Here is a 23,987-nt window from a genome sequence, read left to right as displayed (position 1 = left end):
GCAAGCGGCACGGCGTGGATGCCCGGGACAAGCCCGGCCATGACGGCGGCGGGAAGAGACTGAGCCGCCCCCTCCCTGCCCTCCCCCGCAAGCGGGAGAGGGTGTCCGCCCCGAACATACGACACGCCCCGAACCGGAGCCTTGCCCCATGTCCGTCACCGCATTGAAAGAGCCGCCCAAAGAGGCCCGGCGCTCCGGGAGCGCCGCCGTGGTCCGCCTTGCCGCCCCCGCCACCCGGGCGCGCCCCTCGCGCTGGCCCGCCATCGCTCGCAACGTCGCCGTCAGCGTGCTGCCGCCGCTGGTGATGGTGGTGCTGCTGGGCCTGCTGTGGGAGCTGTTGTGCTCCGGCCCCGGCGCCACCCTGCCGCCGCCGAGCCGCATCTGGGCGGATTCGAAGGACCTGATCCTCGATCCCTTCTTCGTCGCCGGCCCGCAGGATATCGGCCTCGGCTGGCGCGTGCTGGTCTCGCTCCAGCGGGTGGCGGTAGGCTTCGGCCTCGCGGCGGTGGTGGGCATCCTGGTCGGCGCCGTGATCGGCCAGTCGGTATGGGCCATGCGCGGGCTCGATCCCATCTTCCAGGTGCTGCGCACGGTGCCGCCGCTGGCGTGGCTGCCCATCGCGCTGGCCGCGTTCCGCGACTCGAATCCCTCGGCCATCTTCGTGATCTTCATCACCGCCATCTGGCCGGTGATCATCAACACGGCGGTGGGCATCCGCAATATTCCGCAGGATTACCGCAACGTGGCCCTGGTGCTGCGGCTGAACCCGGTCGAATTCTTCTGGAAGATCATGCTGCCCTCGGCGGCGCCCTACATCTTCACCGGGCTTCGCATCGGCATCGGCCTGTCCTGGCTCGCCATCGTGGCCGCTGAAATGCTCACCGGCGGCGTCGGCATCGGCTTCTTCATCTGGGATGCGTGGAACTCCTCCCGCCTGCCCGACATCATCGTGGCCCTCGTCTACATCGGCGTGGTCGGCTTCGTGCTCGACCGCCTCGTGGCCGGCGTCGGCGCCTTCGTCACCCGCGGCACCAGCGCTGCCTGATCGCACTTTCGAGGAGCATCCCATGCCCGCCTATCTCGAGCTCAGCCAGATCGGAAAGAGCTTCACCCGCGGCGCCGCCACCACGGAAGTGCTGCGCGACGTTTCCCTCGACATCGCCAAGGGCGAATACATCTCCATCATCGGCCATTCCGGCTGCGGCAAGTCCACCTTGCTCAACATCGTCGCCGGCCTCACTCCGGTGACCACCGGCGGCGTGATCCTCGACGGCAAGGAGGTGAATGCCCCCGGCCCCGACCGCGCCGTGGTGTTCCAGAACCACTCCCTGCTGCCCTGGCTCACGGTCTACGACAATGTGCGCCTCGCGGTGGACAAGGTGTTCTCCGGCACCCGCTCGCGCGCCGAGCGGCACGACTGGACCATTCACAACCTCGACCTGGTGCAGATGGGCCATGCCAAGGACAAGCGCCCCTCGGAAGTGTCCGGCGGCATGAAGCAGCGCGTGGGCATCGCCCGGGCGCTGGCCATGGAGCCCAAGGTGCTGCTGCTGGACGAGCCCTTCGGCGCGCTGGATGCCCTCACCCGCGCCCACCTGCAGGACAGCGTCATGCAGATCCATGCTTCGCTCGGCAACACCATCATCATGATCACCCACGACGTGGACGAGGCGGTGCTGCTCTCCGACCGCATCGTGATGATGACCAACGGCCCCTCCGCCCGCATCGGCGAGGTGCTGGAGGTGAACCTGCCGCGTCCGCGCAAGCGGCTCGAGCTGGTCACCAACGCCACCTACCTCAAGGCCCGCGAGGCGGTGCTGAAATTCCTCCACGAGCGCCACCGCTACGTGGAAGCCGCCTGAGCCCTTTCGGAGCGGGCCGGCGCGCCCGCTCCCCTCACCTTTTTTTCAAAGCCGGGGATATTGCCATGACACCGACCCAGATTGACCTGGTCCAGGCCAGCTTCGCCAAGGTGGCGCCCATCGCCGATACGGCGGCGGGCCTGTTCTACGGCCGCCTGTTCGAGATCGCGCCGGAAGTGAAACCCCTGTTCAAGGGCGACATGACCACCCAGGGCCAGAAGCTGATGGCCACCCTCGGCGTGGTGGTCGCCGGCCTGAAGGACCTGCCGCGCATCGTGCCCGCCGCGCAGAACCTCGCCCGCAAGCATGTGGGCTACGGCGTCAAGACCGAGCACTACGCCCCCGTCGGCGCCGCTCTGCTGTGGACGCTGGAGCAGGGCCTCGGCGCCGATTTCACCCCCGAGGTGAAGGCCGCCTGGGCCGACGCCTACGGCCTGCTCTCCTCCGTCATGATCGCCGCCGCCGAAGCCCCCGAGCCGGTGGCCTGAGGATCGCGACATGAGCGAGCCCCTCCTCATCATCGGCAACGGCATGGCGGCGGCAAAGCTCTGCGAGGAGCTGAGCCAGCGCGCGCTCGGCCGCTATGCGGTCGCGGTGATCGGGGCGGAGCCGCACCTCGCCTACAACCGGGTGCTGCTGTCGGAGGTGCTCGCCGGCCACATGACCGCCGCGGACGCGCAGATGAAGCCCGCCTCCTGGTGGCGCGATCGCGGCGTGACCCTGCAATACGGCACCCCCGCCGTCGCCATCGACCGCACCGAGCGCGCGGTGGTGCTGGCGGACGGGCGGCGCCTGTCCTATGCGCGCCTCGTGCTCGCCACCGGCTCGCATCCCATCCGCCTGCCGTTGCCGGGGATGGACCTGAACGGGGTCCACACCTTCCGCGACCTGAAGGATGTGGAGGCGCTGCTCGCCGCCGCCGCCGTTCCCGGCACAAGGGCGGTGGTGATCGGCGGCGGGCTGCTGGGGCTTGAGGCCGCCGTGGGCCTTGCCGGGGCGGGAGTGAAAACAAGCCTCGTCCATCTCATGGACCGGCTGATGGAGCGCCAGCTCGATCCCGCCGCCGCCGGATTTCTGCGGCGGGCGGTGGAAGGCAAGGGCGTCGAGGTGCTGCTTCAGGCCGCCAGCGACGCCATCGAGGGGGATGAGCAAGGCCGCGTCACTGGCCTCAGACTCAAGGACGGGCGCGTGGTGGAGGCCGACCTCGTGGTGGTGGCCTGCGGCGTCATCCCCAATGCGGACCTTGCCCGCGCGGCGGGGCTGGAGGTCAAGCGCGGCATCGTGGTGGACGACACCCTTGCCACCTCCGATCCCGCCATCTGCGCCATCGGCGAATGCGCCGAGCATCGCGGCATCGCCTATGGCCTCGTGGCGCCGGCCTATGAGCAGGCCCGTGTACTCGCCCACCGCCTCGCGGGGGAGGAGGCGCGGTACGACGGCTCGGTGATGGCCACCAATCTGAAGGTTTCGGGCGTTCCCGTCTTCTCGGCGGGCGACGTCACCGGCGGCGAGGGCACGGAAGACATCGTGCTCACCGACCGGGGGCTGGGCGTTTATCGCCGGCTCATCGTGAAGGACGGGCTCCTCGTCGGCGCCGTGCTGTTCGGCGATACGGCGGATGGCCTGTTCTATCTCGACCTCATCACCCAACGCACCCCCATTACCGCCATGCGCGCCGATCTCGCCTTCGGGCGGGACGCCATCGCCGCGGCGGCATGAGGAGAGACCCCATGGGCAGCGACTTTACCATCGACCAGAAACGCTATCTGGAAGGCTTCGTCTCCGGCGCCAAGGCGGTGCAGATCACCCGGGGCGCTGCGCCCGCAGGCGCGCCTGCCGCTGCCGCCGAGCCCACCGGCCCCGACGCAGCGAGCCTGAAGGCCATGGCCCGCTTCGAGGCGGAGGGCAAAAAGCTCTCGCCGGAGGAGAAGGGCAAGCGCGAGGAACTGGGCCTTGATGCCTACCCCCGCATGAGGACCGCCGCCCACGAGGGCGTCTTTCCCAAGGGCCCGGACGTGCTCCGCTGGAAGTACCACGGCCTGTTCCATGTGGCGCCGGCGCAGGACAGCTTCATGTGCCGCCTGCGCATTCCCAACGGCATCCTCACCCACTGGCAGTTTCGCGGCGTCGCCGACATCGCGGCCGCCCACGGCGGCAACTATACCGACGTGACCACGCGGGCCAATCTCCAGATCCGCGAGATCCCGGCCACCGACGGCATCGCCGTGCTGGAAAAGCTGGTGGACCTCGGCCTCACCGCCAAGGGCTCTGGGGCGGACAATATCCGCAACGTGACCGGCACCCCCACCGCCGGCATCGACCCGCGGGAGTTGCTCGACACCCGGCCGCTGGCGAAGGCGTGGCACCACTACATCCTCAACAATCGCGACATGTACGGCCTGCCGCGCAAGTTCAACGTGGCATTCGACGGCGCCGGCACCATCGGCGCGCTGGAGGACACCAACGACATCGGCTTCCAGGCGGTGGAGGTGAAGGACGGGTTCGGCGTGGCGCCGGGCGTGTGGCTGCGGCTCGCGCTGGGCGGCATCACCGGCCACAAGGATTTCGCCCGCGACACCGGCATCGTGGTGCGCCCCGACGAGGCGAGCGAGGTCGCCGCCGCCATCGTGCGCGCCTTCATCGACACCGGCGACCGCACCGACCGCAAGAAGGCGCGGCTGAAATACGTGCTCGACGCCATCGGCTTCGACGGTTTCCTGACGCTGGTGGAAAAGAAGCTGGGCCGTCCCTTCACCCGCCTGCCGGCGGAAGCGGTGGCGCCCCGCGCCGACGCCGACCGCCTCGCCCATCTCGGCGTTCACGCCCAGAAGCAGCCGGGGCTGAATTACATCGGCGTCGGCCTGCCGGTGGGCCGCATGAGCGTGGAGCAGATGCACGGCCTCGCCGACATCGCCGCGCGCCTCGGCGACGGCGACATCCGCCTCACGGTCTGGCAGAACCTGCTCATCTCGGGCGTTGCCGACGCGGACGTGGCGCAGGCGTGCACCGCCATCACGGCGCTCGGGCTCTCCACCGAAGCGACGCCGCTCCAGGCCGGCCTTGTGGCCTGCACGGGATCCAAGGGCTGCCGCTTCGCCGCCGCCGACACCAAGGGCACGGCCCGCGCCATCCTCGCCCATTGCGAGGAACGCCTCGACCTCGACGGGCCGGTGAACATCCATGTCACCGGCTGCCACAATTCCTGCGCCCAGCATTATATCGGCGACATCGGCCTCATCGGCGCGCGGGTGGCCATCAATGACGATGGCGACACGGTGGACGGCTATCACCTGTTCGTCGGCGGCGGATTCGGCGCGGACGCCGCCATCGCCCGCGAACTCTATCGCGACGTGAAGGCGGAAGACGCCCCCGCGGTGGTGGAGCGCCTGCTGAAGAGCTGGCTCGCCCACCGCGAGGAGGGCGAGGCATTCGCGCACTTCACCCGCCGCATGGACCCCGACGCGCTGAAGGCGCTGGCGGAGGTGGCATGACGCCCAACCAGCCGGGCCGCACTGCGGCCTGACGCTCGATTTCGCGCCCAAGGCGCGCCACCCGACACCGAGACCACAGCCATGAGCCTCCAGACCCGCATTCCCGTTGTGCCCGTCCTGCCCGACAGCGCGCCCTTCACCGGCGAGCAGCGGGCGTGGCTGAACGGCTTCTTCGCCGCCATCCTCTCCGCCGATCAGGTCAGCGCCCCCACCGCCCTCTCGGCGGGCGACGCGGCGGCACTGATGCCGGGCATGCCCGTCCCCGCGGCAGCGCCGGAAGACGATGGCGCACCCTGGCACGACCCCGCCATGCCGCTGGCCGAGCGCATGGCGCTGGCAGAGGGCAGGGCCCTGCCCCGGCGCATGATGGCGGCCATGGCCCAGCAGGATTGCGGCCAGTGCGGCTATGTCTGCGAGACCTACGCCAAGGCACTGGCCGACGGCGCCGAAAGCAAGCTCAACCTCTGCGCCCCCGGCGGCAAGGAGACCCTGCGCATGCTGAAGCAGCTGGCGGAAGAGACCTCCGCCCCCGCCGCCAAGCCGGCCGCCACGCCCGCCGCCGCCGTCTCCTACGCCCACGAGCCCCACGCCCCGGCACCGCTGGGCACCCGCGAAAATCCCGGCGAGGTCACCTTCCTCGGCCGCACCCGCCTCAACAAGGACGGCTCCGAGAAGGAGACCTGGCACATCGAGTTCGATCTTGCCGGCTCGGGCATCGACTATGTGGCCGGCGACAGCTTCGGCGTGTTCCCGGTGAACGATCCCGACCTCGTGGCGGCGGTACTCGCCGCGCTCCACGCTCCGCCGGATTTCCCCATCGCCGACAAGACGCTGGGCGAGGTGCTCTCCCGCGAGGTGTGCCTGAAATCGGCCCCCGACGCCCTGTTCACCCTCATCTCCTACATCACCGGCGGCGATCGCAAGGCCAAGGCCCGGGCGCTGGCCTCCGGCGCTGATCCGGACGGCGATGCCGCCACCCTCGACGTGCTGGCGGCGCTGGAGAAGTTCCCCGGCATCCGTCCCGATCCGGAGGCTCTGGTGGAATGCCTGGAGCCGCTCCAGCCGCGGCTCTACTCCATCTCCTCCAGCCCCACCGCCACCCCCGGGAAGCTGACCCTGACGGTGGACGCGGTGCGCTACGAGCAGACCGGCCGCACCCGGCTCGGCGTTGCCTCCACCTTCCTCGGCGGCCGCATCGCGCCGGGCACGCGCATGAAGGCCTATATCCAGAAGGCCCACGGCTTCGCCCTGCCGGCAGACCTCTCCAAGGATGTGATCATGGTGGGGCCGGGCACCGGCATCGCCCCGTTCCGCTCGTTCCTGCACGAGCGCCTCGCCACCAAGGCCCCCGGCCGCAACTGGCTGTTCTTCGGCCACCAGAAGCGCGACACGGACTTCTTCTACGAGGACGAGCTGAACGGCCTCCAGGCCTGCGGCACCCTCACCCGGCTCGACACCGCATGGTCGCGGGACGGCGCCGCCAAGGTCTACGTGCAGGACAAGATCCGCGCGGCGGGGCCAGAGCTATGGGCGTGGCTTCAGGCCGGCGCGCATTTCTACATCTGCGGCGATGCCAAGCGCATGGCGAAGGACGTGGAAGCGGCGGTGACGGCGGTCGCCGCCGAGCATGGCGGCCTCTCGGCGGAGGCCGCGGCCCGCTTCGTGGCCGACCTGAAGACCGCCGGCCGCTACCAGGCCGACGTGTACTGACCCCCGAAACGCCTCAGGCAGGATCGGCCCCCCATGAACGCGCCTCTCGCCTCGCCCCCCTCGGTGAAGACCACCTGCCCCTATTGCGGCGTCGGCTGCGGGGTGAAGGCGACGCCGGACGGCCTGGGCGGCGCGCTGGTCGAAGGCGATGCCGCCCACCCGGCCAATCTCGGCCGCCTGTGCTCCAAGGGCGCCGCGCTGGGGGAGACGGTGGGGCTCGATACCCGCCTGCTCCACCCCCTGGTGCGCGGGACGGACGGGGCGCTCGCCCGCGCCTCGTGGGACACCGCCCTCGACCGCATCGCGGACGGGCTGAAGACGGTGCGCGACGCCCACGGGCCGGGAGCCATCGCCTTCTATCTCTCCGGCCAGTTGCTGACCGAGGATTATTACGCCGCCAACAAGCTGGCGAAGGGCTTCCTCGGCACCGCGCACGTGGACACCAATTCGCGCCTGTGCATGTCCTCCTCCGTGGCCGGGCACAAGCGCGGCTTCGGTTCGGACACGGTGCCGGGCTCCTATGAGGATTTGGAGGCGGCGGATCTCATCGTTCTGGTGGGCTCCAACACCGCCTGGTGCCATCCGGTGCTGTTCCGCCGCATGGAGGCGGCGCGCAAGGCGCGGGGCACGAAATTCGTGGTCATCGACCCCCGCCGCACCGAGACGGCGGCGGAAGCCGACCTGCACCTGCCGCTGGCCCACGGCGCCGACGCGCTGCTGTTTTCCGGCCTGCTCGCCCATCTGGCCCAGAGCCCGGCCTTCGACGCCGATTACGTGCGCGACCACACCACCGGCTTCGACGCCGCGCTCGCCCACGCCCGCGCCATGGCCCCCGATGCCGAGGCCACCGCCCGCGCCTGCGGCCTTGCGGTGGAAGACGTGGCGCGCTTCTTCGCCCTGTTCACGGACACCGCGCGCACCGTGACCTGCTATTCGCAGGGGGTGAACCAGTCGGTGGCGGGCACCGACAAGGTCAATGCCATCCTCAACTGCCATTTCGCCACCGGCCGCATGGGCCGCGAGGGCATGGGGCCGTTCTCCCTCACCGGCCAGCCCAATGCCATGGGCGGGCGCGAGGTGGGCGGGCTCGCCAACCAGCTGGCCGCCCACATGGGCTTTTCCCCGGAGGAGGTGGACCGGGTGCGCCGCTTCTGGGATGCGCCCCATATGGCCACCCGCGAGGGCCACAAGGCGGTGGACCTGTTCGCCGCCATCGGCCGTGGCGAGATCAAGGCGCTGTGGGTCATGGGCACCAACCCGGCCGTGAGCCTGCCCGAGGCGGACGGCGTGCGCGCGGCGCTGAAGGGCCTCGACCTGTTCGTGCTGTCCGAGAACGTGGTGCACAACGACACCGCCGCCTGCCATCCCCATGTGATGCTGCCCGCCGCCGCCTGGGGCGAGAAGGACGGCACCGTCACCAATTCCGAGCGGCGCATTTCCCGCCAGCGGCCCTTCCTCGCCCTGCCCGGTGCGGTGAAGCCCAATTGGTGGGCGCTGGCGCAGGTGGCGAGCCGCCTTGGCTTCGGCGCGGCCTTCGCGTGGCGCGGGCCGGCGGATATCTTCCGCGAGCATGCGGCGCTCTCCGGCTTCGAGAATGCCGGCAGCCGCGATTTCGACATCTCCGCCTTCGCCGACCTGTCGGACACGGCCTACCAGGATTTCACACCGGTACAGTGGCCGGCCCCGCGCGGGCGGCCGCAGGGCACAACACGGCTGTTCGCGGACGGCGGCTATTTCACCGCCGACCGGCGCGCCCGCTTCGTGTCGCCTGCGCCGGTGGCAGCGGCGCGGGCGAGCGAGGCCTACCCCTTCCTGCTCAACACCGGCCGCATCCGCGACCAGTGGCACACCATGACCCGCACCGGCCTGTCGCCGCGCCTCGGCTCGCACATCCTGGCGCCGTTCGTGGCCGTGCATCCGGACGATGCGGCGCCCCTCGGCCTTGCCGACGGCGCGCTGGCGCGGGTGTCCAGCGCCCATGGCGCGGCGGTGCTGGAGGTGAAGATCGATGCCGGGCAAAAGCGCGGCACCCTGTTCGCGCCCATCCACTGGAGCGAGGCGACCTCCTCCCACGGGCGGGTCGGGCCGCTGGTGCATGCGGTCACCGACCCCTTCTCCGGCCAGCCCGATTCCAAGGCGACACCGGCCACCCTCGCACCCTTTACCGCGCCGTTCGAAGGCTTCGTGCTGTCGCGGCGCCCACTTGCGATGCCGCAGGGCCTGTGGTGGGCGCGGGCGGCGCTGGAGGGCGGCTTCGGCTGGCGCATGGCCGGCAGCCTCGGCCCGGACGAGTGGGCGCAGTGGGTGAAGGCGGAAGGCCCGGCAGACGTGGCGGAACTGTTGGACGCCCCCTCCGGCCTCTACAGGGCTGCCGCCTTCGACGCCGACGGGCGGCTGGATTTCGCGGTGTTCGTGGGCACGGCCGGCCGGCGGGTGGCCTGGGACGCGCTCAAGGGCCTGCTTAAGGAAGACACCGTCTCCACCGCCGACCGGCGCACCCTGCTGGCGGGCCGGCGGGCGGGAGCTGCAGCCGCATGCGGTCCGCTGGTCTGCGCGTGCTTCGGCGTGCCGCGCGACGCCATCGTGGGCGCCATCCGCGCCGGCGCGCACGATGCGGCCATGGTAGGGGAAAAGCTCAAGGCCGGCACGAACTGCGGCTCATGCCTGCCCGAGATCCGCCGCCTCCTCGCGGAGACGACGGTACCGGCCTGAGGGGCGGGTGGTCCCGCCCCTTTCGAGCGTGTGCCGCTCGACTGGCTCACTAGAGCGTTTTCTTCACGCGAACCGGAAATCCACTTCGCTCGAAAACGCTCTAAGGGAACGCCTCAGCCTTCCTTGCCTTCGGCCTTGGCGCGCTCGATGCCTTCGAGGATGAGCTTGTGCGCTTCGGCGGCATCGCCCCAGCGCAGGATCTTCACCCACTTGTTGGGCTCGAGATCCTTGTAGTGCTCGAAGAAGTGCTCGATCTGCTTGAGCGTGATCTCCGGCAGGTCGGAATGGTTGGTGACCCGGTCGTAGCGCTTGGTGAGCTTGGAAGAGGGAACGGCGATGATCTTCTCATCGACGCCGGCCTCGTCCTCCATCAGCAGCACGCCCACGGGACGCACGCTGATCACCGCGCCGGCCATGATGGCGCGGGTATTCGCCACCAGAACGTCGCAGGGGTCGCCGTCGCCGGAAAGAGTGTGGGGAATGAAACCGTAGTTTCCGGGATACCGCATGGCGGTATAAAGGAAGCGATCGACGAAGAGCGTGCCGGCAGCCTTGTCGAGTTCGTATTTGATAGGCTCGCCGCCGATGGGCACCTCGATCACGACATTGACATCGTGGGGCGGGTTCTTGCCGATCGGGATCGCATCGATGCGCATGATACACTCGCTGGATAGCTACGGTCCACGCGGGCGGTTGCCCGCGCGGAGGTTACCGCTGCCAAGCGAAGGCGATCTTGTCCAGCGTTTTCGAGCCGAACTGCTCGGTGGAGGATGCGACCGGTTGCCCTCCTAAGGCCCGATAGAAGCCCACCGCATTCTCGTTTTCGGCCAGTGCCCAAACCACCATTCCGTCGAGCCGGGCGAGACTTAGGTCCCGGCGGGCCGCCGAAAACAGCCGCTGTCCGAAACCGAGGCCCTGATACAAAGGTTGTAGGTAGATCTCATAGATCTCGCCGCCATAGGGCAGGCTCTTGGCGCGGTTGCCACCGTAATTCACATAGCCGGCGAGATCATCGCCCACCAGCAGCACGGAGAGCCGGCTACCACGCCGGATCGCGGCATCCCACCAGCGCGGGCCACGCCGCTCCACCATGCGCTCAAGCTCGACGCCGGGAATGAGGCCACGATAGGCCGTGCGCCAAGCCGCGTCGTGAACCGCCGCGATCGCCTTGGCGTCGGCCGGCTTGGCCCTGCGGATTTCAATGAGGCCCGTGCTCATGACGTGATGGAAGCATTCCCCGCGCCCGGCTTCAAGGGGCAATGGTGCGCAGCAGCGACATACCGCCCGGCGGCCTGTGCATGGCGGGGCGGGCTGCGGGCTTGATTGCCGGAGCAAAGGGAGCTGCCCTCCCTCCCCAAGCCGCCGTAACTCCCTCAACGGCCCTCTCCCGCGAGGGGGAGAAGGGAGGGGCACTTTTCCACCCCGTCACCCTCCGGCGTGACCGGAGGGTCCATCTCGCCGCTTTGCAAGCCCCCGCCGCATTGTCCCGGCCGAGCCATGGGCCGTCCGGTCAAGCCGGACGGCGACGGCGCTCTATCGCCCCAAGGCGCCGCCCCCCGCACCGAGGGGCGTGCAATCTTGTGCGATCCCGCCTAAATGGGAATGGCCGGGCGCGCAGCCCGCAGATGCAAGGGAGCCAGGCGCCCACCCATGATCCGCTTCCTGTTCCGCTTCATCGGATTCTGGCTTGTGGCCGGCGGCTTTGTCTCCCTCATCGTGGATGGCACGCGCTCCATCGCGGCCTCCGCGCTTGTGTTCACCTCCACCGGAGATGCCTGGTTCGCGCTTTCGCCGGGCACCCTGGAACAGGCCGAACGCTCCGGCCGCGCCGGCCTGCCGCTGCTGTGGAGCACCGCCATCCTGCCGCTTTTGTCCCTGCCGGCCTTCCTGCTGCTGGTGGTGGTGGGGGTGATCCTGCTCGCCCTCGGCCGGGTGCGCGAGCGCTCGCGCTTCGAGGTTTCGCGCTAAAGCGTTCTCGAGCGAAGCGGGCACCGGTTCGCGTGACGAAAACGCATCAATCGAAATTGCTCGGCCGAAGGGCACCCCCTCGCGGAAATGCCGGGCACATCCCATATTGGGGATCCGGCCCGGCTTGCCGCCGGCGCTTTCCTTCAAGCCCCATTCGCGCGCGACGGGTCCGATGCCCGGCGCGGCGCCCCCGCGAGGAGCCCGCCATGTTCTGGCTGAAGAAGTCCCTCGACCTGCCCACCAAGGCCGACGCCCTGCCCGGCCGCAGCACGCCCGTGCCCACCGCCGAGACCCATTTCGTCAACGGCCATGCCCTCAAGGGCCCCTACCCCGCCGGGTTCGAGACCGCGGTGTTCGCCCTCGGCTGCTTCTGGGGCGCCGAGCGCAAGTTCTGGCAGACCCCCGGCGTGTGGGCCACCGCTGTCGGCTATGTGGCCGGCATCACCGAGAACCCCACTTACGAGGAGGTGTGCTCTGGCCGCACCGGGCATACCGAGGCGGTGCTGGTGGTCTATGATCCCAAGGCCGTGAGCTATGACGAGCTGGTGCGCCTGTTCTTCGAATCCCACGACCCCACCCAGGGCATGCGCCAGGGCAATGACGTGGGCACCCAGTACCGCTCCGGCATCTATGTGACCAATGCCAGCCAGCGGGTGGCGGCGGAAGCGGCCAAGGCCGCCTACGAGCCGGCGCTGAAGGCCAAGGGCTTTGGGCCGATCACCACCGAGATCGCGGAGCTGGGGCCGTTCTATTTCGCGGAAGGCTACCACCAGCAGTATCTGGCCAAGAACCCCGCCGGCTATTGCGGCCTCGGCGGCACCGGCGTCTCCTGCCCCATCGGCACCGGAGTCGCGGCGCAGTAGCCTCCCGGCACGACAGGAGCACACTTTTCAGGCAGGGCGCGGCGCAGGCTGCGCCCTGCTTCGTTTCGGCCCCCTGTTGCAAAGGCGGGCGCCGCGCGGTTCATTGGGCGCCCCTCTCCTTGATCGTGCCCAGGCTCGCCCCTCCTTGCCCGCTGCTCCCTCCCGCACCCTCCTTGCCCGTGGCCGCGCCCTCGCGCTCGGCCCGCGCACCCTCGTCATGGGCATCCTGAACGTGACGCCCGATTCCTTCTCCGACGGCGGCGCCAGCGCCGCGCCGGACAGCGCCCTCGCCAACGCCCGGAGGCTGGTGACCGAGGGCGCGGACCTGCTCGACGTGGGCGGCGAATCGACGCGGCCGGGCCACACCCCGGTGGAGGCGGAGGACGAATGGGCACGCCTCGCCCCGGTGCTCGCGCCGCTGGCCGCCGAGACCGGCGTGCCGATCTCGGTGGACACTTACAAGGCCTCGGTCGCGCGGCGGGCGCTGGAGGCGGGGGCGGTGATCGTCAACGACGTGTGGGGCTTTTCCCGCGATCCGGACATGGCCAAAGTGGTGGCGGAGTACGATGCCGCCGCCGTCATCATGCATAACCGAACCGAAGTCGATGAATCCCTCGATATCGTCGCCGATATGCTGGCCTTCTTCGCGAAAGCTCTCGATACGGCCGACAAGGCGGGCGTGAAGCGCGAGCGTCTGGTGCTCGACCCCGGCATCGGCTTCGGCAAGAGCTTCCCGCAGAACCTCTCCGCCATCCGCCGCCTCGGCGAGCTGCGCGTGCTGGGACTGCCGATCCTGCTCGGCGCGTCGCGCAAGTCCTTGATCGGAAAGGTGATCGATACCGTGCCGGCGGAACGCCTGCCGGGCACCATCGCCTCCAACGTCATCGCCATCATGGCCGGGGTAGAGATCATCCGGGTGCATGACGTAGCCGCCCATGTGCAGGCGGCGCGCGTCGCCGAGGCCATCCGGGACGCCTCGTGACCAGCCGCACCGCCTATCTGTGCCTGGGCTCCAACGTGGGCGACCGGGCCGCCACCATGGGCCTGGCGCTGGGTGTGCTGGCCCGCGCCGGCCTCACCATCGGCGCCCGCTCCTCGCTCTATGAGACGCCGCCCTGGGGGCCGATCCCGCAGGGGCCGTACCTCAACCAAGTGGTTGAAATCCAAAGCCCGGTGCCGCCCCGCAGCCTGCTGTTGCTGGCCCTTTCGGTGGAGCGCATGCTGGGGCGCGACCGGCCCCACGAGGTGCGCTTCGGGCCCCGCCGCATCGACATCGATATCCTGTTGTTCGCAAACGAGACGATCGCCGAGCCGGACCTGGAGATCCCGCATCCCCGCCTGCTTGAGCGCGCCTTCGCCCTGGTCCCCCTGACCGAGATCGCACCGGACATCGTGATCTCAGGGGTGCGCGCGGCGGATGCGCTGGCGGCGCTCGACAAGAGCGGCATCGTGAAGGTCGCAGTCGCTTGAAAACGCACAAAAAAGCCCCGCGCCGGGTGGCGCGGGGCGGGTCGGAGAGGTCCGCGATCACATGGTGCGGATGTTGGTGGACCAGGTATCCACCTGGCGCTTCACCTCATCCTTGGCATAGCCGTAGCGCTCCTGCAGCTTGCCTTCGAGGATCTCGCGGTTGCCGTTGATTTCGGTCATGTCGTCGTCAGTGAGCTTGCCCCACTGCGCCTTGAGATTGCCGGTCATCTGCTTCCAGTTGCCTTCAATGCGATCCCAGTTCATGCGTTCGTCCTCCGTTGGAGTGGAATTATGCTGGAAGAACGTTCACGCTGACACACAGGTTCCGGATTAAAACTTTTGCGGAACGGGGGAACCAAATTATGACGGCACGGCACGAGGACGACGAGAAGCTTGCGCAGGGCGTCGCCAAAGGTGAGCGGGCGGCGCTGGCGCGGGCCATCACCCTCGTCGAATCGCGCCGCACCGATCATCGCCGGCGGGCGCAGGCGCTGCTGCAATCCCTGCTGCCGCGCACCGGCGGCGCCTTCCGGGTCGGCATCACCGGGGTGCCGGGGGTGGGCAAGTCCACTACCATCGACGCGCTCGGAACCTATCTGACCCAGCAGGGCCACAAGGTGGCGGTGCTGGCGGTGGACCCCTCCTCCACCCGCACCGGCGGTTCCATCCTGGGCGACAAGACCCGCATGTCCCGCCTCGCGGTGGACCCCAACGCCTTCATCCGCCCCTCGCCCTCCAGCGGCACGCTCGGTGGCATCGCGGCCAAGACGCGGGAAACCATGCTCTTGTGCGAGGCCGCCGGCTTCGACGTGGTGCTGGTGGAGACGGTGGGCGTCGGCCAGTCCGAGACCGCCGTGGCCGATCTCACCGACACCTTCCTGGTGCTGATGCTGCCGGGGGCCGGCGACGAATTGCAGGGCATCAAGAAGGGCGTGCTGGAGCTGGCCGACATCGTGGCCGTGAACAAGGCCGACGGCGACAACATCACCCGCGCCCGCGCCGCCGCCGGGGAATATCGCACCGCGCTCCACCTGCTGGGCGCCCGCCTGCCCCATTGGTCGCCGCCGGTGCTCACCTATTCGGCGCTGACCGGGGCCGGCATCCCCGAGGTGTGGGAGCAGGTGCGGCTGCATCGCACCAAGTGCGAGGCGGCGGGCACCTTCGCCGCGACCCGCCGGGCGCAGCAGGTGCGCTGGATGTGGACCCTGCTCAACGAGCGCCTCGCCGAGCGGGTCACCCACGACCCGGCGGTGAAGGCCCGCCTGCCCGCGCTGGAGCAGGAGGTGGCCGCCGGAACGCTCGCCCCGGCGCTGGCGGCGGCGGAGATCGCCGGCCTGATCGGGCTGTGAGGGACGGCCGTGGCGCACCCGCTCCGCATTCTGGTGACGGCGTTCGGACCGTTCCCGGGGGTGCCGTTGAACCCCTCCCAGCGCACCGCCAAGGACCTGCTGCGCTTGAAGCGCACGGCGCTCTGCGGCATGGAAATCACGCTCAGGATCCTGCCCACGCGCTGGGATGAGCTGCCGCGCTTCGACGCGCTGATGCGGGAGCAGGCGTTCGACGCCGTGCTGTTGCTCGGCGTCGCTGCCCGGCGCCGGCGTGTCTGCCTTGAGACCCGCGCGGTGAATGCGGCCCGCGCGTTCCCGGATGCGGCCGGCCGGCACCCGCCAGGGCGACGCCTCTCACGCCGGGGGCTCGATGCCATTGCCTCCACGGCCCCGGCGCTGGCGGGGGTGGCGGCCCTGCAGCGGGCGGGCATCGCCGCCTCGGCGTCCCGCGACGCCGGCCGCTATCTGTGCAACGCCGCCTATTTCCACGCGCTCGCAGCCACCCGCGGGCAGCGGCCGGAAACAGGCGCCGTGCCGCCGGTTCTCTTCGTTCACCTGCCGGGACGCTCGGGCGTTCCGCGCGGCGCCTCCCGCGCCGGGCTTGCCCGCGCGCTCTCCGGCCTGCTCGTCACGCTCGCGGCGGACGCGCGGAGACGGCATTCCAATGCACCCGCCCGGAAGGCACAGGGTCTCGACCCCGCCTGAGCCCGACCGAGGCCGTCAGGCCCGCTGGATTTCAATCCGGTCGCGACCGCGCTTCTTGGCCCGATACAGGGCCTCATCCGCATGCCGCATGGCCAAGTCGATATCCACCTCGCACGCCGACTTCACCGCGCAGATCCCCATGCTCACGGTGAGCCGGTTGAGATCGGGATGTACCTGGGTCCACGGCTCCACGCGCACAGAACGGCGGATGCCCTGGCCGATGGCGAGCGCTTCCTCGGCCGTGGCGTTGGGCAGAAGGATGGCGAATTCCTCGCCGCCATGGCGGGCGGCGAGATCATCGGCCCGGGTCACGGAACTGCGCACCGCGTCGGCGATGCGCCGCAGGCACTCGTCGCCGGCGGCGTGGCCGAACCGGTCGTTGATGGCCTTGAAGTGGTCGAGATCAATGATGATCACAGCCACCGGCGTGCCAGCCACGCCACATGCGTGCCAGGCGGCGGAGATCGCCTTTTCAAACCCCCGCCGGTTGGCAAGGCCGGTGAGCACATCGGTGGCGGCGATGGCCGAGAGTTCGGCCAGGGCCCGCTCCAGCGCGGCCTGCTGGCGCTTCAGCTCGGTAATGTCGGAGTGGGTGAAGTAGCCGATGCCGGACGCCGTGCGCCGGGCAATGACACGGCGCCAGCGCCCGGCCGGTAGCTCCACCTCGAACGGCGCGCCGGCGAAATGCAGGCTGTCCTGCACGAAGCCGTCGGTCCAGCGCTCCGGCTGATCGACCTTGGCCCAGGCGTCCCGCACCACGTCCTGGAGCGTGGCGCCGATCACCGAATGACCTTCGGGAACGTCGTAAAGAATGCGGAACTCATTGTTGGTGGCGATGATGCGGTCGTTCTGGTCGAGCACCATGGCGCCATCGGCGATATGGTCGAGCAGGTCGATGGGAAAGACATCCCAGCCGCCGGCACGCATCTGCTGCGGCTCCTCGTGCAGGTGCTGCCAGATGCGGATGCGCAGCCCCTCCGGCGTCGGCAGGGAGGCGACGCGCAGGCGGCGGTCGAGATGAGTGAAAACGAAGGGGCGCGACTGCGCCCGGTGGCGGGCAATGCCCTCCTCCACGTACCGATCGAGGTGTCGGCGCTCCTCGCCATCGAGCCGGCTGTCATAGAACCGGCGCAGATTCTCCCGGTAGGCCTCGCCCCGGTGCACACGGCCTGCGTGCTCGGGGAAAAAGCGCAGGAAGCAGTCGTTCCACACCAGTGTCCGATCGTCCGCATCGAACAGGCACAAGGCGATGTCGATGGAATCGAGAAGGCCGCCCATGAAACTGTAAGATCTTAGATTTGGCACCCGACCCGCCCTGTTGGTTGCCTCATGATCCTGCGCCCCAAATCCCGCGCCCGAACCGAACCTTCGGGAAGGGCGGTTTCGCCAAGGTACTATGGTGACCTAGACGTGCAACCCGCTGATTGACTGCACATCCATTTGCCCGATGCGTCCGCTTCAGCTTTCATCCGCCCTGCTCCAGCCGTATAGGCACGGACGCCGCGCGCCAGCGAAAGTTCCCCCGTGACCATCTACCTGCCCATCGCCGAGCTTCCGATCGCCATCTTCACCGTCTTCGCAATGGGGCTGGCGGTGGGGTTCATCTCCGGCATGTTCGGCGTCGGCGGCGGCTTCCTGATGACGCCGCTGCTCATTTTCACCGGCGTGCCGCCGGCGGTGGCGGTGGCGAGCGTGTCGCCCTACATGGCCGCCTCGTCCTTTTCCGGTGCCCTCTCCTACTGGCGCAAGGGCATGATGGACCTGACGCTCGCCGGCGTGCTGCTGAGCGGGGGCCTGGCTGGAACAGCGGCCGGGGTAATGCTGTTCCTGTGGCTGCGGGTGATCGGCCAGGTGGATCTCGCCATCCGCATCTCCTATGCGCTGCTGCTGGGCACAATCGGGACGCTCATGCTGGTGGAGAGCCTGAAGGCCCTGGCGCGGATGCGCGCCGGCCAGCCGCCCACGGTGCGCCGTCCCGGCACTCGGGCCTGGTTCATGCGGCTGCCGCTGAAGATGCGCTTCCGCCGCTCCCGCATCTATGTCTCGGCACTCCCGGTGATCGGCATCGGCTTCATCATCGGTCTGCTCGGCGCGGTGCTGGGCGTGGGCGGTGGCTTCATCCTGGTGCCCGCACTCATCTATCTGCTGCGGGTGCCGACCCAGACTTCGGTGGGCACCTCGCTGGTGCTGACCCTCGTGACCATGGCGGCGGCCACCGTGCTTCATGCCGAGGCCAACGGCACCGTGGATGCTGTCCTCGCCTTCGTGCTGATGATCGGCGGTACCATGGGTGCCCAGTTCGGCGCACGTACCGGACAGACCCTGAAGGCAGAGCACCTGCGCCTCCTCCTCGGTATCCTTGTCCTGTCCGTGGCGGTGCGCGTCGCCGTCGACCTCGTCAGCCGCCCGGCGGACACCTTCGCGGTCACCCGGGAGGCGCAGCCGTGAAGGAAGAGGTCGGCGCAGCCGTGAAGCAAAGCTTGGGCGCAGCCTTGAGGAGCCTGCGGATCGGCTCGGCGCTTCTCGCCGTCATGATCGGCCTCGCGGCGCTGCCCGTGCGGGCCGACCGCCTGGTGGTGTCCGTCTCCCAGCCCCAGGTGCGCATCACCTCGAGCTTCACCGGTGCGGAGCTGGTGGTCTTCGGCGTCGCCGAATCCCAGGACCAAGACGAAGGGCCAATCGACGTGGTGATGACGGTGCGCGGCCCCGGCGAGCGCTTCACCACCTGGCGCAAGTCCCGCGTGCTCGGCCTGTGGGTCAATTCGGACAGCCGCACTTTCGTGGAGGCGCCGGCCTTCCTCGCTGTCCTGTCCAACCGCCCCACCGACCAGATGGCCAGCCCGGAAACGTTGCGGGTGGAGCAGATCGGCCTCAACTACAACATCCTGGTCCAGAGGGTGGGGCCGGACTTCGCCGACGTGGTGCCGCGCGACCCGTTCCGCACCGCCTTCCTGCGCATCCAGGCGGCCCAGGGGGTCTATCGCGAGGACGCGCGCGGCGTAGCACTCCTCGCACCGCGGGTATTTCGCGCGGAGGTGAGCATTCCCGGCACCGCACCGCTGGGGCGCTATACGGTGGCGGTCAAGGTATTCCGAAACGGATCCCTTTCCGCCACTGAACTTTCGAGCTTCGATGTCAACAAGACGGGTTTTGAGCAAAAGATCGCAGAATTTTCCCAAAGAGACGGTTGGTTATACGGTCTCGTGGTTGCGCTGGGCAGTCTCGTGGTGGGCTTTATGGGCAACCTGCTGTTCCGGCGGGATTGAAGACCGCACAGGAATGCGGGAACGCACCCGGCCCCACAACCATTCATTTGCGTGATACGCGGACGCGGTTACCGATGGCGCGCTTTGTTGACCGCGATCTCACTTTTTTCTTGAAACTGCTTTTGTCCGCGGTCACAGAAGAGTGAGCGCCACATCACGAATGAGCTACCTCCAACCCGCTGGTTGAGACGGGCTGATCCGATGTCGCTTCGAGCCATCGAGCTTCGGGTGCCTAGCCCTGACCGGCGCCCGTTGGGGACGGGGTGGCGCTTCATGCGCCGCCCCGGAACCCGCCGCCCCGAAACCCCGCCGCCGAAGGCCTTGTGCGCTAAAAGTCGCGCCTTCTGCGCCGAAAGTCGTCCCCGGTTCCGGCGCATCCCTGCATGCGGCAACTTCCCTCCCCGTGCCGTTGCGCTTAGACACGACGGGACAGGGCCGGCCGGGCCTCTGTCGCCGGCCAAAAGCCGGGCAATCCAAGACAGGTTCGAGCACGACCGCTTCGAGAAGGCCTGGGGGGAGGGACGCGTGGCTGGCAGCATCGCCATTTCCGTCGAGGGCGGCATCGCCCGCCTTGTGCTGACCAATCCGGAACGGCGCAACGCCATTTCCAGCACCATGTGGCGGGGCCTGATCGCTTTCGCGCAGGATGCCACCCATCGCAGCGATATCCGGGTTGCGGTGCTGCGCGGCGAGGGCGACCTCGCCTTTTCCGGTGGCGCCGACATTTCGGATTTCGACACCGCCCGCTCCGATGCCTCGGGCGCGCAGAGCTATGACGACCTGGTGGAACAGGCCTGCTCGGCCATCGAGAACCTGGCCTGTCCCACCATCGCGCTGGTGAAAGGCGCGTGCGTGGGCGCCGGCGCGGCGCTGGCGGCGAGCTGCGACATGCGGATCGCCGCGGACGACGCCTTCTTCGCCATTCCCGCCGCCCGCCTCGGCCTCGGATACGATCCGCGAGGCATGGCGCGGGCGCTGCGGGTCTTCGGCAGCCAGGGCGCGCGGCACCTGTTCTTCACTGCCGAGCGGCTGACGGCGGCGCGGGCACATGCCATCGGCGCCGTGGATGTGCTCATCCCCGCCGCCGAGGCGGAAGCCACCACTGAGCGCACGCTCCAGCGCATCGCCGAGAATGCGCCACTGACTCTGAAGGCCGCCAAGCTCGCCATCCGCGCCGCCGAGACCGGCTCGCAGGCGCTGCTGGGCGAAGCGCGCCGCGCGACCGGTGCGGCCAATGCCAGCGCCGATTATCGCGAAGGCCGCCTTGCCTTCGCGGAGAAACGCGCGCCGCGCTTCTCCGGAAGCTGAGGGCGGCCGCCCGGATGCGGGCGGCTGACTTCCTGGCAGGACCTTGAGGCGCGTGCCTTCCGACCAGGCCCTTCGAGCACCGCCAGTCCGGCTATTTGCCCTGGGCCTTCAGGCGCTTGTTGCAGGCGCTCCAGAACTGGGGCCACTTCTGGCCGGCGGGCACCTTCCCGGCTTCCTTCGCCGCACGCCATTCCGCGCCACAGGCCGTCTGCCGCTGGTGCGCGGCAGTCTGGCCAGGGGTGGCGGGCTTGGAAGTGGCCGGCTTCGTGGCCGTGGGCGCCGCAGGGGTGGTCGCCGGCGTGGCCGTCGCCGGCTTTCCGGCCGGGGCGGTCTGGGTCGGCGGCGTTGCCGTGGTCTGGGCCAGAGCGGCGGATGCGGCGGGAACCGTTGCGGCAAGGGCAACGCAGAAGAACGCGATGCGCAAGGACATTGCGCGGCCTCCAGAGGTGCTGCGCCGGGACGCGCAGTCGGTTCGACGTGAAGTCGGAATCAGCTTCACGCTTAAGATGTAGCACGCCGCGCGCGGCGCAATAGCGCCTTCGTTGCCAAACCCGCGGCAACGCGTTGGACAGAAGCGCAGGGCGCGGCTATATGGTCCGCCGCCGCGTTGGGGCGTAGCCAAGTGGTAAGGCAGGGGATTTTGATTCCCCCATTCCCTGGTTCGAATCCAGGCGCCCCAGCCATTACGCACCCGCCTGTGCGGCGGCAGGATCAGCGGCCGAAGGAGCACGGGCGGCGGGCGGCGCGGGACCTTGCCGGCGTGCGCTGATATAAGCAGGCCATGCCCCGCCCCTACCATCAGGGCGCACCCTCGGACCATTTCGACGGGACGCGCTTCTTCAATCCCGATCACCCCTCCACCGACAAGACCGCGCGCGATCTGATGCGCTGGCGCAAGCGGCGCACGGACCGCGGCGCGTGGCCGGCCGTGCCGGCCCTGACCTCGGCCACCGACACGCCGCCCGCCGAGGTCACCTCCGGCATCCGGGTAAGCATGGTGGGGCATGCGAGCGTGCTGATTCAGGTGGCGGGCCTCAACATCCTCACCGATCCGGTCTGGTCGGAGCGTGCGAGCCCGCTGCCCTTCGTCGGGCCGAAGCGGTTCAACCCGCCGGGCATCCCGTTTGAGGCGCTGCCACAGATCCATGTGGTCCTGCTCAGCCACAATCATTACGACCATCTCGACCTGCCGACCCTCGGCCGGCTGGCGCGGGCGCACCGGCTCCGCCTTGTCGCCCCCCTGGGCAACGACGCCGTCATCCGCCGCAAGCTGCCGGACCTGGCCATGGTGACGGGCGACTGGGGAGATCGCTTCGCGTTGAGCGCGGACGTGGACGCGATCATCCATCCTGCCAACCACTGGTCGGCGCGCAGCCTGAAGGATCGCCGCTTCGCCCTGTGGGGCGGGTTCGTGCTGACGACACCGGAGGGCGTGATCTATTTCGCCGGCGACACCGGCTATGGCACCGGCGAGATCTTCCGCGCGGTGCGCCGCGCTTTTGGACCGCCGCGCCTCGCGTTCATCCCCATCGGCGCCTACGAGCCGCGTTGGTTCATGGCGCCCCAGCACACCAATCCGGAAGAGGCGGTGCGCATCCTGGAGGACACCGGCGCAGAACAGGGCCTCGGCATCCACTGGGGCACGTTCCGCCTCACCGACGAGGGCCAGGATGCGCCGAAGCACGCACTCGCCCAAGCACTGCGCGAGGCCGGCATCGCGCAAGAGCGCTTTTTGCCGTTCCATCCCGGCGAGGTCTGGCGCAGCTGAGACCTGCACCCGGTCGTCACCCCCCCAGCGCCGCCTCCAGCCGGTCCGCGACGGTCTTCAGCACCTTCACCCGGGCGAAGTGCTTGTCCTCCGCCTCCACCAGCGTCCACGGCGCCTCGCGGGTGGAGGTGCGGTCCACCATCTCCGTCACTGCCGCCTCGTAGAGCGGCCATTTCTCGCGGTTGCGCCAGTCTTCGGGGGTCAACTTAAAGCGCTTGTAGGCGATCTTTTCACGTTCCTCGAAGCGGCGGGCCTGCTCCTCCTGGCTGATGGCCAGCCAGAACTTCACCACCACATAGCCGGCGCGGGTGAGCTGGGCCTCGAAATCGTTGATCTCGCCATAGGCCCGGCCCCAATCGTCCGGTCCGCACAGGCCCTCGACGCGCTCCACCAGCACCCGCCCATACCAGGACCGGTCGAAGATGGCGGTGCGCCCGTGGGCGGGAATGTGCCGCCAGAACCGCCACAGATAGGGCCGCGCCCGCTCCTCGTCGGTGGGCGCGGCGATGGGATGGACGCGGAAGCGCCGCGGGTCCAGGGCCCGGCGCAGGCGCATGATGGTGGAGCTCTTGCCCGCCGCGTCCGAGCCCTCGAACGCGATCACCAGCCCCGAACGGGCGAACGCCGGCGCGTTGGTGAGGCGGGTGATGCGGCTCTGCGCCTGGGCCAGCTCGCGGTCGTATTCCGCCTCCTGCAGGCTGCGCGACATGTCGAGGGTGGAGAGGATGGAGAAGGGGGGCAGCAGGCTCGGCACATGGGTGGGATTGGGCGGCAGGGGCAGCGGGGCTGGCTCCGGCTCCGCCGCCATGGCGCGCAGCTTCTCCAGCAACAGGCTGCCGACCATGGCGTCGCAATATTCAGTGTCGGCGGCCGGCACCACGTGCCAGGGAGCAATTTCCGTGGAGGTGGCGCGGGCGGCCTCCTCGGACGCCAGGTGCAGCCGCTTGCGGGCGGCGGCGCCCTCGACCTCGGCCCATTCACGCACGATGGGGCGCTGGTAGTCGCCCTTGCTCAGGGCCTTCAGCCGGCGCCGGGCCTCGTCCCCGTCCAGATAGAGCCAGATCTTCAGCAGGCTCACGCCCTCGGCGTGGAGCATGCTCTCGAAGCGCTCCATCTCGTCGAGCGAGGCCATGAAATCGGCCCGCCCCATGGTGCCCAGAGCCCGCTTGCACAGCGGCGCGTGGTACCAGGAGCCGAGCATGACGCCGATCTGGCCGAACGGCGGCAGCTCGCGCCAGTATTTCCACATGGGCGGGCGGTCTTCCTCGGCGCAGGGCATCTCGAAAGTGAGCGTCTGCACCTTGCGCACGTCGAGCCAGCTGTAAAGCCGGTTGAGCACCGCGCCCTTGCCGGCGCCGTCGGGACCGTGAATGAGCACGATCAGGCTGCGCCGCTTCGCCTCTATGAGCGCGAACTGGGCATTGAGGAGGTCCTCGCGCAGGCTGGGCTCCAGCGCCTTGAAGGCGGCCTTGTCCAGCCGATGCTCAAACGTGGCCGATTCGAACATGCTGTCCTCCCCGCACCCAGGACGGGCAG

Annotated in this window: 23 protein-coding genes and 1 tRNA gene; 18 read left to right on the top strand and 6 right to left on the bottom strand. The window is 69.3% G+C overall.

Annotation, left to right across the window (positions count from 1 at the left end):
- Positions 1-148: 148 nt before the first annotated feature.
- The 7 genes from ntrB (at position 149) to V5F66_RS18550 (ending at position 9,775) form a co-directional block, all read left to right on the top strand.
- Complete coding sequence (gene ntrB / locus V5F66_RS18580; RefSeq protein WP_012114522.1) at positions 149-1,045, top strand: nitrate ABC transporter permease; 897 nt, start codon at positions 149-151, stop codon at positions 1,043-1,045.
- A 22-nt stretch (positions 1,046-1,067) separates the two neighbouring features.
- Positions 1,068-1,862 carry an ABC transporter ATP-binding protein gene (locus V5F66_RS18575; RefSeq protein WP_012114521.1) on the top strand — a complete coding sequence of 265 codons (795 nt, stop codon included), beginning with the start codon at positions 1,068-1,070 and terminating at the stop codon, positions 1,860-1,862.
- A 65-nt stretch (positions 1,863-1,927) separates the two neighbouring features.
- On the top strand, positions 1,928-2,350 hold the full coding sequence (locus tag V5F66_RS18570; protein WP_012114520.1) for a globin family protein: 423 nt from the start codon (positions 1,928-1,930) through the stop codon (positions 2,348-2,350).
- Positions 2,351-2,360: 10 nt separating this feature from the next.
- Positions 2,361-3,581, top strand: a complete 1,221-nt coding sequence (locus V5F66_RS18565; RefSeq protein WP_394094466.1) for an NAD(P)/FAD-dependent oxidoreductase — start codon at positions 2,361-2,363, stop codon at positions 3,579-3,581.
- 11 nt (positions 3,582-3,592) lie between these two features.
- Entirely contained in the window at positions 3,593-5,353 is a 1,761-nt protein-coding gene (locus tag V5F66_RS18560) for a NirA family protein (protein ID WP_394094465.1), read from the top strand.
- 81 nt (positions 5,354-5,434) lie between these two features.
- The gene (locus V5F66_RS18555) at positions 5,435-7,063 is read left to right on the top strand and encodes a sulfite reductase subunit alpha (protein WP_012114517.1); all 1,629 of its coding nucleotides are present in this window, start codon (positions 5,435-5,437) and stop codon (positions 7,061-7,063) included.
- Positions 7,064-7,096: 33 nt separating this feature from the next.
- Positions 7,097-9,775, top strand: coding sequence for a nitrate reductase (locus V5F66_RS18550; protein WP_394094464.1), 2,679 nt, complete (start codon positions 7,097-7,099; stop codon positions 9,773-9,775).
- Positions 9,776-9,888: 113 nt separating this feature from the next.
- Here V5F66_RS18550 and ppa read toward each other — a convergent pair whose 3' ends face one another.
- Positions 9,889-10,431 (bottom strand): inorganic diphosphatase, encoded by a 543-nt coding sequence (gene ppa / locus V5F66_RS18545; RefSeq protein ID WP_012114515.1) that lies wholly within the window; start codon positions 10,429-10,431, stop codon positions 9,889-9,891.
- 52 nt (positions 10,432-10,483) lie between these two features.
- Positions 10,484-10,993, bottom strand: coding sequence for a GNAT family N-acetyltransferase (locus tag V5F66_RS18540; RefSeq protein ID WP_041575506.1), 510 nt, complete (start codon positions 10,991-10,993; stop codon positions 10,484-10,486).
- A 432-nt stretch (positions 10,994-11,425) separates the two neighbouring features.
- Here V5F66_RS18540 and V5F66_RS18535 point away from each other — a divergent pair, with 432 nt between their 5' ends.
- From V5F66_RS18535 to folK, 4 genes are all read left to right on the top strand, one after another.
- Positions 11,426-11,743, top strand: a complete 318-nt coding sequence (locus tag V5F66_RS18535) for a hypothetical protein (protein ID WP_394094463.1) — start codon at positions 11,426-11,428, stop codon at positions 11,741-11,743.
- Between the two features lie 206 nt (positions 11,744-11,949).
- The gene (msrA, locus tag V5F66_RS18530) at positions 11,950-12,606 is read left to right on the top strand and encodes a peptide-methionine (S)-S-oxide reductase MsrA (RefSeq protein WP_394007844.1); all 657 of its coding nucleotides are present in this window, start codon (positions 11,950-11,952) and stop codon (positions 12,604-12,606) included.
- 145 nt (positions 12,607-12,751) lie between these two features.
- Positions 12,752-13,588 carry a dihydropteroate synthase gene (folP, locus tag V5F66_RS18525; RefSeq protein ID WP_394094462.1) on the top strand — a complete coding sequence of 279 codons (837 nt, stop codon included), beginning with the start codon at positions 12,752-12,754 and terminating at the stop codon, positions 13,586-13,588.
- Positions 13,585-14,076, top strand: a complete 492-nt coding sequence (gene folK / locus V5F66_RS18520; protein ID WP_394094461.1) for a 2-amino-4-hydroxy-6-hydroxymethyldihydropteridine diphosphokinase — start codon at positions 13,585-13,587, stop codon at positions 14,074-14,076. Before folP ends, folK begins: the two co-directional genes overlap by 4 nt.
- A 57-nt stretch (positions 14,077-14,133) precedes the next feature.
- Here the strand turns inward: folK and V5F66_RS18515 are convergent, their stop codons facing one another.
- The gene (locus tag V5F66_RS18515) at positions 14,134-14,340 is read right to left on the bottom strand and encodes a CsbD family protein (protein WP_012114510.1); all 207 of its coding nucleotides are present in this window, start codon (positions 14,338-14,340) and stop codon (positions 14,134-14,136) included.
- Positions 14,341-14,438: 98 nt separating this feature from the next.
- Here V5F66_RS18515 and meaB point away from each other — a divergent pair, with 98 nt between their 5' ends.
- Positions 14,439-15,425 carry a methylmalonyl Co-A mutase-associated GTPase MeaB gene (gene meaB / locus V5F66_RS18510; protein WP_012114509.1) on the top strand — a complete coding sequence of 329 codons (987 nt, stop codon included), beginning with the start codon at positions 14,439-14,441 and terminating at the stop codon, positions 15,423-15,425.
- A 9-nt stretch (positions 15,426-15,434) separates the two neighbouring features.
- Positions 15,435-16,109, top strand: a complete 675-nt coding sequence (locus V5F66_RS18505) for a pyroglutamyl-peptidase I (protein WP_394053894.1) — start codon at positions 15,435-15,437, stop codon at positions 16,107-16,109.
- A gap of 15 nt (positions 16,110-16,124) precedes the next feature.
- Here V5F66_RS18505 and V5F66_RS18500 read toward each other — a convergent pair whose 3' ends face one another.
- A complete protein-coding gene (locus V5F66_RS18500; protein WP_394053895.1) occupies positions 16,125-17,387 on the bottom strand; it encodes a GGDEF domain-containing protein in 1,263 nt (420 codons plus the stop codon).
- Between the two features lie 246 nt (positions 17,388-17,633).
- Here V5F66_RS18500 and V5F66_RS18495 point away from each other — a divergent pair, with 246 nt between their 5' ends.
- From V5F66_RS18495 to V5F66_RS18485, 3 genes are all read left to right on the top strand, one after another.
- Entirely contained in the window at positions 17,634-18,557 is a 924-nt protein-coding gene (locus V5F66_RS18495) for a sulfite exporter TauE/SafE family protein (protein ID WP_012114506.1), read from the top strand.
- 20 nt (positions 18,558-18,577) lie between these two features.
- Positions 18,578-19,375 carry a TIGR02186 family protein gene (locus tag V5F66_RS18490; RefSeq protein WP_394094460.1) on the top strand — a complete coding sequence of 266 codons (798 nt, stop codon included), beginning with the start codon at positions 18,578-18,580 and terminating at the stop codon, positions 19,373-19,375.
- Positions 19,376-19,900: 525 nt separating this feature from the next.
- A complete protein-coding gene (locus V5F66_RS18485; protein WP_394094459.1) occupies positions 19,901-20,683 on the top strand; it encodes an enoyl-CoA hydratase-related protein in 783 nt (260 codons plus the stop codon).
- A gap of 91 nt (positions 20,684-20,774) precedes the next feature.
- Here V5F66_RS18485 and V5F66_RS18480 read toward each other — a convergent pair whose 3' ends face one another.
- Entirely contained in the window at positions 20,775-21,113 is a 339-nt protein-coding gene (locus tag V5F66_RS18480) for a hypothetical protein (RefSeq protein ID WP_394094458.1), read from the bottom strand.
- Between the two features lie 178 nt (positions 21,114-21,291).
- Between V5F66_RS18480 and V5F66_RS18475 the strand changes: the two genes are divergently transcribed.
- Positions 21,292-21,366: transfer RNA gene (locus V5F66_RS18475), tRNA-Gln, on the top strand.
- 98 nt (positions 21,367-21,464) lie between these two features.
- Positions 21,465-22,451 (top strand): MBL fold metallo-hydrolase, encoded by a 987-nt coding sequence (locus V5F66_RS18470; RefSeq protein WP_394007857.1) that lies wholly within the window; start codon positions 21,465-21,467, stop codon positions 22,449-22,451.
- Between the two features lie 16 nt (positions 22,452-22,467).
- Here the strand turns inward: V5F66_RS18470 and pap are convergent, their stop codons facing one another.
- On the bottom strand, positions 22,468-23,958 hold the full coding sequence (gene pap, locus V5F66_RS18465) for a polyphosphate:AMP phosphotransferase (RefSeq protein WP_394001400.1): 1,491 nt from the start codon (positions 23,956-23,958) through the stop codon (positions 22,468-22,470).
- Positions 23,959-23,987 lie beyond the last annotated feature (29 nt).

The organism is Xanthobacter versatilis, assembly GCF_043193975.1.
GTDB classification, from domain to species: Bacteria; Pseudomonadota; Alphaproteobacteria; order Rhizobiales; family Xanthobacteraceae; genus Xanthobacter; species Xanthobacter autotrophicus_E.
The sequence above is the reverse complement of the archived record's forward strand: the minus strand, read 5'-3'. Positions and strand labels throughout refer to the sequence as shown.

Coding starts and splice junctions, on each gene's coding strand:
- V5F66_RS18550 (WP_394094464.1), top strand. CDS start 7,097: ATGAACGCGCCTCTCGCCTCGCCCCCCTCGGTGAAGACCACCTGCCCC.
- V5F66_RS18570 (WP_012114520.1), top strand. CDS start 1,928: ATGACACCGACCCAGATTGACCTGGTCCAGGCCAGCTTCGCCAAGGTG.
- V5F66_RS18515 (WP_012114510.1), bottom strand. CDS start 14,340: ATGAACTGGGATCGCATTGAAGGCAACTGGAAGCAGATGACCGGCAAT.
- msrA (WP_394007844.1), top strand. CDS start 11,950: ATGTTCTGGCTGAAGAAGTCCCTCGACCTGCCCACCAAGGCCGACGCC.
- ntrB (WP_012114522.1), top strand. CDS start 149: ATGTCCGTCACCGCATTGAAAGAGCCGCCCAAAGAGGCCCGGCGCTCC.
- V5F66_RS18470 (WP_394007857.1), top strand. CDS start 21,465: ATGCCCCGCCCCTACCATCAGGGCGCACCCTCGGACCATTTCGACGGG.
- V5F66_RS18500 (WP_394053895.1), bottom strand. CDS start 17,387: ATGGGCGGCCTTCTCGATTCCATCGACATCGCCTTGTGCCTGTTCGAT.
- V5F66_RS18575 (WP_012114521.1), top strand. CDS start 1,068: ATGCCCGCCTATCTCGAGCTCAGCCAGATCGGAAAGAGCTTCACCCGC.
- meaB (WP_012114509.1), top strand. CDS start 14,439: ATGACGGCACGGCACGAGGACGACGAGAAGCTTGCGCAGGGCGTCGCC.
- V5F66_RS18555 (WP_012114517.1), top strand. CDS start 5,435: ATGAGCCTCCAGACCCGCATTCCCGTTGTGCCCGTCCTGCCCGACAGC.
- V5F66_RS18560 (WP_394094465.1), top strand. CDS start 3,593: ATGGGCAGCGACTTTACCATCGACCAGAAACGCTATCTGGAAGGCTTC.
- V5F66_RS18535 (WP_394094463.1), top strand. CDS start 11,426: ATGATCCGCTTCCTGTTCCGCTTCATCGGATTCTGGCTTGTGGCCGGC.
- ppa (WP_012114515.1), bottom strand. CDS start 10,431: ATGCGCATCGATGCGATCCCGATCGGCAAGAACCCGCCCCACGATGTC.
- V5F66_RS18540 (WP_041575506.1), bottom strand. CDS start 10,993: ATGAGCACGGGCCTCATTGAAATCCGCAGGGCCAAGCCGGCCGACGCC.
- V5F66_RS18565 (WP_394094466.1), top strand. CDS start 2,361: ATGAGCGAGCCCCTCCTCATCATCGGCAACGGCATGGCGGCGGCAAAG.
- V5F66_RS18480 (WP_394094458.1), bottom strand. CDS start 21,113: ATGTCCTTGCGCATCGCGTTCTTCTGCGTTGCCCTTGCCGCAACGGTT.
- pap (WP_394001400.1), bottom strand. CDS start 23,958: ATGTTCGAATCGGCCACGTTTGAGCATCGGCTGGACAAGGCCGCCTTC.